This is a genomic window from Brachyspira catarrhinii (genome assembly GCF_005518285.1).
GTDB classification, from domain to species: Bacteria; Spirochaetota; Brachyspiria; order Brachyspirales; family Brachyspiraceae; genus Brachyspira; species Brachyspira catarrhinii.
Map to the genome: position 1 here is coordinate 1 of NZ_SJDU01000128.1, position 5,896 is coordinate 5,896.

Annotated in this window: 6 protein-coding genes, 2 tRNA genes and 1 pseudogene; 3 read left to right on the forward strand and 6 right to left on the reverse strand. The window is 28.9% G+C overall.

Annotation, left to right across the window (positions count from 1 at the left end; genetic code table 11):
* Positions 1 to 8: 8 nt before the first annotated feature.
* From EZH24_RS06105 to EZH24_RS06120, 4 genes are all read right to left on the reverse strand, one after another.
* On the reverse strand, positions 9 to 176 hold the full coding sequence (locus EZH24_RS06105) for a ribosome-binding factor A (protein ID WP_137998250.1): 168 nt from the start codon (positions 174 to 176) through the stop codon (positions 9 to 11).
* 22 nt (positions 177 to 198) lie between these two features.
* A complete protein-coding gene (locus EZH24_RS06110) occupies positions 199 to 663 on the reverse strand; it encodes a chemotaxis protein CheW (RefSeq protein WP_137998251.1) in 465 nt (154 codons plus the stop codon).
* A gap of 198 nt (positions 664 to 861) precedes the next feature.
* Positions 862 to 935 (reverse strand) — tRNA-Glu (locus EZH24_RS06115).
* Between the two features lie 32 nt (positions 936 to 967).
* Positions 968 to 1,040, reverse strand: a tRNA-Lys gene (locus EZH24_RS06120).
* Between the two features lie 169 nt (positions 1,041 to 1,209).
* Between EZH24_RS06120 and EZH24_RS06125 the strand changes: the two genes are divergently transcribed.
* The gene (locus EZH24_RS06125; RefSeq protein WP_137998252.1) at positions 1,210 to 1,767 is read left to right on the forward strand and encodes a DUF4416 family protein; all 558 of its coding nucleotides are present in this window, start codon (positions 1,210 to 1,212) and stop codon (positions 1,765 to 1,767) included.
* Positions 1,768 to 1,869: 102 nt separating this feature from the next.
* Here the strand turns inward: EZH24_RS06125 and EZH24_RS06130 are convergent, their stop codons facing one another.
* Together EZH24_RS06130 and rsgA are read right to left on the reverse strand one after the other, a co-directional pair.
* Positions 1,870 to 2,310 carry an ankyrin repeat domain-containing protein gene (locus EZH24_RS06130; RefSeq protein ID WP_137998253.1) on the reverse strand — a complete coding sequence of 147 codons (441 nt, stop codon included), beginning with the start codon at positions 2,308 to 2,310 and terminating at the stop codon, positions 1,870 to 1,872.
* Positions 2,311 to 2,618: 308 nt separating this feature from the next.
* Entirely contained in the window at positions 2,619 to 3,716 is a 1,098-nt protein-coding gene (gene rsgA, locus EZH24_RS06135) for a ribosome small subunit-dependent GTPase A (protein ID WP_137998254.1), read from the reverse strand.
* 239 nt (positions 3,717 to 3,955) lie between these two features.
* On the opposite strand from rsgA, the gene EZH24_RS06140 reads away from it, so the two are divergent.
* A complete protein-coding gene (locus EZH24_RS06140) occupies positions 3,956 to 5,215 on the forward strand; it encodes a hypothetical protein (protein ID WP_137998255.1) in 1,260 nt (419 codons plus the stop codon).
* A 17-nt stretch (positions 5,216 to 5,232) separates the two neighbouring features.
* A pseudogene (locus tag EZH24_RS06145) lies at positions 5,233 to 5,896 on the forward strand (peptidase M30); the annotation flags it as partial.

Sequence of the window (5,896 nt, forward strand, 5' to 3'; positions counted from 1 at the left end):
GTTTAAAATTAAATAACGAAAAAAACTTTCGCGTTTTTAAAATCCTTTTCGCAGTCTACTTTCGTTATCGTTATAAGATTATTTTTTATTCTCGGGTCCTCGATTTCTTTAAATATAATCGCCGAAAGAAGCTGTTTAATATTTTCGTTAATTCTAAATATTCTATGAGAAGGCATTTATTTTTTTCTATATTTAATTTTAAACTACCGAATTATTTACAGCGGTATTCAAATCGTCAAGTTCGTTTTTCAAAAACACTTTGTCTATATTAACCAAAATAATCATCTGTTCGTTAGCCTTAACGAGTCCCGTTATATATCTATTGTCGATGCCAGAATTTATATCAATATCTTCTTGAATATCGTTTTCGTTAATCGTAAGAACATCGGAAACGGAATCGACAACCAAACCGTATTTTTTATTTCCTATCGCCACAACGACAATAACGCAATTTTCTGGGTCCATAGGAGCGTCAAAATGAAATCTCGCTCTCAAATCTATAACGAGTATTATAGTTCCTCTCAAATTAATTATTCCTTTCAAATAATCGGGGCAGTTTGGAATCGGCGTGGGCTGAATAAAATTAAGTATTTCTTGCACTTTTAATATATCTATTCCGTATAATTCGTTATTTATATTAAACACAAGTATTTGATTTGACATATTTTCTCCTTAAAAACGACAATTATGATTATATTATATAATAAGCATAAGTCAAGTAATTTTATTTTATATTAATTTTTATTTATATTTATCGGAATAATATTTTTTGATTGTATTAAATAAAATTAGAATTTACAATTTTTATTAATAATTAAATAAAAATAAAAAGCCCGCATCGAACGATACGAGCTTAAAACGAACCGGTGACGGGTTTCGAACCCGCGAATGCAGGAATGAAAATCCTGTGTGTTAAACCACTTCACCACACCGGCATTATTTAAGAGGCACAATCAAAAGAACTAAATGAGCCAAGAAAGATTCGAACTTTCGACAACCGCCTTAAAAGGGCGATGCTCTACCGACTGAGCTATTGGCCCGCATTTGTTTTTTAATCAAATGTTTGAATATATTACAATATTAATAAATTTTTGTCAAGCGTTATTTTTATTAATTTTCGTCAATTATTAAAATTATTGCTTTTTTATATCGTTAGATTAAAATATCGGCATAATTTATAATTTTTTACAATATATTTTTGGAATTTTAATGAGCAAAGCCTTAAAACAATCAAAAGCCGTCCTTATAATAGCTTTTATGTATGGAGATTTTGAAGTTTACGAATATGCGTTAAAAGACTCTATAGAAAATTTTGGCTCTATAAAAATTATTAGCGAAGAATATTTATTTTCACATTCGATTTATTATAAAGAAGAAATGGGCGAAAATTTGAGGAAAAGATTCTTGGTTTTTGAAAATATGATTGAAAGAGATTATTTAGTCGAAGCAAAAAAAATCACGGACAAAATAGAAAAAAAATATTTGGACGAAAAAGGAAACAGAAAAATCAATATTGACCCCGCGATACTCACTCTTGAAAATTTTATTTTGGCTACAAATAAAAATTTTACTCATAGAATATATTTGAGAGACGGAGTTTTTGCCGATTTGACTCTGATATATAAAAAGAAAAAAGGCTATACGGAACTCGATTGGACTTACGCCGATTATTCTAGCGAGGAGACAAAATCGTTTTTAAATAGCGTAAGAGATTTATTTTATAATCGTTTAATAGAAAGTTCGCCGTTCGGTAGTAATTGGAAATAATTTTTTTTAATAGTTAAGTAGTTAAAATTATAAAGCCGCCCGTTAGGACGACTTTATAAAATAACAAGGAGAAAAAATTTATGAAAAAAATTATCTATTCGCTTATTTAACCGCTCCAGCTTTTTTAAGTATCTTCACTATGTCTTTATATTCTTTTTCAAAAGCGTAAGCCAAAGCCGTTTTTTTATCTCTATCTCTTATATTAAGAGTGGCGTCCGCATTTACCAAAAGTTTTACTATTTCAATATGTCCTTCTTCCGCAGCCTTACTTAACGCCGTTCTGTTTTTAACATTGCCAACATTTATATTCACTTTCTTATTTAACAAGAGTTCAACTATTTCCGTAAAACCTTTTTCAGCCGCTTCCATCAAAGGAGTTTCGCCAATCATGTTTCTCGTATTGATATTAACGCCCGCCATTATAAGTTCTTTCGCTTTATTAATATCGTTATTTTTCAAAGCTCTCATTAGCAAATCTTGTTCGCTACCAAACAAACTTAATGATAATATAAATGTCGCTATAACTATAAATACTCGTTTCATAACCTTACTAACTCCTTTATCCCTTTAATTTTTTATTAACCTCAATTTATTTTCACTGTCTAAACATAAGATACAAAACTTTGCCGAAAGTGTTGCAAAATTTTTATTTTTAAATTTTTAATTTTAAAAAAACTATTTGACTATAAAAAATTTTTTGTTATATTTACGATTTTTTGATTTTCCCGATTTAAAATTTTGCCGATTAAATTTTTTTAATTAATTTTTATTAGAATTTTTTTCAATTAATTTTAAATTTAATTTTTTAATCGAAAATTATTTGAAGAATTATTTTAAAAATATTTTGGAATTTATTTTTTAAGATTTTTATTTATTTTCTTATAATCGTTTTTATATTTCATTATTTTTTTTAACGCGGTTTTTCTGTCTTTCTTTATTTGGGTCGAAGTTTTTTGAAGACGCTTATTTTCGTTTAATAAAATTATATAAGCCTCGTATCTTTCGTAAGGAATTTTTCCTTCATCCAAAAGTTTAAGAATATAACAATCTGGTTCATGCTGATGCGAGCAGTTTTTGAATTTGCAATTTTTTGAAAGTTCTTCCAAATCCTCGAAAGTTTTTTTTATTCCTCTGTCGTCTTCCCACAAATCCAAATTTCTGAGTCCCGGTGTATCTATAACTACTCCTCCGCCTTCCAAAACCAAAAGTTCTCTGTGCGTTGTCGTGTGCATTCCTTTAAAATCGTATTCTCTCACTTCGCTTGTTTTCATTTTTTCTTTTTTAAGCAAATAATTAATTATTGTCGATTTACCCGAACCAGAAGCTCCGATAAAAACCGAAGATGTATTTTTTTTAATATATTCCAAAAATTTTTTAGCGTTATTTCCCGTCTTTGCATCGTATCCGAATACGATTTCGTTTGGGTAATTTTCTTTTATATTCTTTAATAATTCTTCAAATTCGCTTTTTGGGTAAATGTCGATTTTGCTTATCGCTATAATCGGTTTAATCTCCGAAGTATGAGCGATTGATAAATATCTTGCGATTGCGGACATTGGCATTTCGTTATCCAAAGCGACAATTATAAAAACATAATCTATATTGCTTACGATTGCTTGAATATCGTTTTTTTTGATATTTGCCTTTCTGTATAAAATATTTTTTCTCGTTAAAATCGTATCAATAAAAGCGTTATTATCGGACTTTCTCATCAAAACCCAATCGCCCACAATTGGAAGCTCGCTTTGAACTTCCGATTTATGTCTTATTTTGCCTTTAATTCTTGCCAGAAATTCGCCTTCGTCTGAAAAAAGCGTATAATATCTTTTATTTATTCTTATTACTCTTGCTGGAATCAAATCTTTATTATTTGAATTATTTAAAATTTCCGAAGTCGACTTTTCAAAATATTCGTCAAAACCAATATCTTTTATTTTAAAATCCGTCAAATTTTCCTCTCTTAAATTTTATAAAATTTTATAATATTTTTTTCAATAACTTTATTAAACCTTATTAAATTATATTTGTCAATTTTTCGATAATTTTTATATAGTTTATTTATGTAATAATATAAAATTTTGCTATGGAGCGCATTTTGTGAAAAAATACTTGCCAAATCTTATTTTTATTATATAATAATTATATAATAAAATAAAAGGATAGGAATATATAAGGTAATATATTTTTTATGAAGAAGATAATATTTTTAATTTGTTTATTTGCTTTAAGTTTTTATTCCTGCGCTATAAGAAAGGCTTTATCTCCGACTGGAAATTTGGACGATGAAAAAATTTTTTTTGGGCAGATGGTAAATAACGGTAAGGCGGCGGGCTGGTTTTATGTTCCCTGTAAATTGATAAAAACCACCGACCATTTGGCTATATATCTTCAAACCAAATTCCATAAACAATCTAAACTATCAGAAGAAGAAAGAGATATTAGTCTTTACGCTTTAAATAAACTCGTTCAGGAATTCGATTATTATTATGATGAAATAACGAATATTTATGGCGGGCATACCGATATTGACGCCAATTCAAAAATAATAATTTTATTGATGGATATTAATTTTAACAATAAGGGGAATAAGGTATTAGGATATTTTAATCCTCTGGATATGCATGGCTATAACGAAGGCGAAATTTTATATATGGATTTATCGAGCGCTAATTCGGATATAGACAAATCGATTGGAACTATGATTCATGAGTTTCAACATTTAATAAATTATAGTTATGTAGTAAGCGGAACGAGAAGAGAGATGGATTCTTGGTTAAACGAAGCTCTTTCGGAGTCCACTTCCATTCTTTTTAATAAATCTACGGCGGAAACTCGAATAAAAGAATTTAATAATATAAATTATTATTGTTTCTATACTTGGGATATACCGACTAATGTTAGTAATTATAGCGGTTCAAAGAGTTTTCCTAACGGTTTAGTTAATTATCCTTCCGCTTCAGTCTTTATGAATTGGCTTTATAAGAAAAACGGCTCAAAATCTGATATTTTCAAAAAAATTGCAGATTCTAAAGAAAATACGGATTATAATAAGGTATTAAAGTCGGTTTCTGGAGGCACAACTTGGGATAATTTGTTGCTTGAATGGATATCCGATATCGTTTCAAGTAATGCCGCTAAACCTGACAATGCTACCATAAATACCGCTAATGGAGATATAAATCTGTATCCTGGAGCAATGGTAGTTTGCGATAATTATAGCGGAACGGAAAGCGGCAATATAGTCAAAACAAATAGTAATAATAAAACCATAGTTCTTAATAAAGATACCACTTTAACGGGTTTTACTTCCGTAAAAGCAAGCGTGAGTTCTTCCATGTCTACTGTAAGCAGAGCGAGAAGAAACATTATAGAAGATGAAGAAGCTAAAGAAGAAAGTCAAATTATTAATATTCTTTTGGATAGAAACGGCAATATTAAAAAATATTAATTTTAATTGGAGAAGATATGCGTAATTTATTTATACTACTTTCAATATTTTCTTTTATATTTTTGAATTCATGCAAAGCGTATGTTTACGATTCTTCCGATAATAATTTATATTATGTGGTTAGATATAATTCCGAATCTTCTAAAATCGACAGAATAACCGCAAATTCCGTTTTGAATACCGACAATTTATATGTTTATTCGGAAAGCGGATATAATTATTCTCTTCAAAATGTAAGGCAAGTAGTTCAAAAATTTGAAGAGAATTATATGCAAATGACAAATATATACGGCGCTCATACGGATGTCGACAATAACGGAAAAATTAAGCTTCTCTTTGTGGATATTAACGGCAACAATATCGGTGATTCGGTAGTAATGGGATATTTTTTACCTAACGATTTGATTTACGGAAATGCAAATAACGGGGAAATTTTATACATGGATATTAATCTACTTAATTATAGCCCCGAAGTCATAGCGGGAACGGTTTTGCATGAATTTCAGCATTTAATTAATTTTAATGTAAATTATCTAAAAAATGGACATGAAATGTCGCTTTGGTTAAACGAATGTCTTTCGGAGTCGACTTCAGTTTTATTTGACGACAACATTGTTAAATCTCGAATTAATGAATTTAATAATATAAATTATTATTGTTTCTATACTTGGAATAATCATA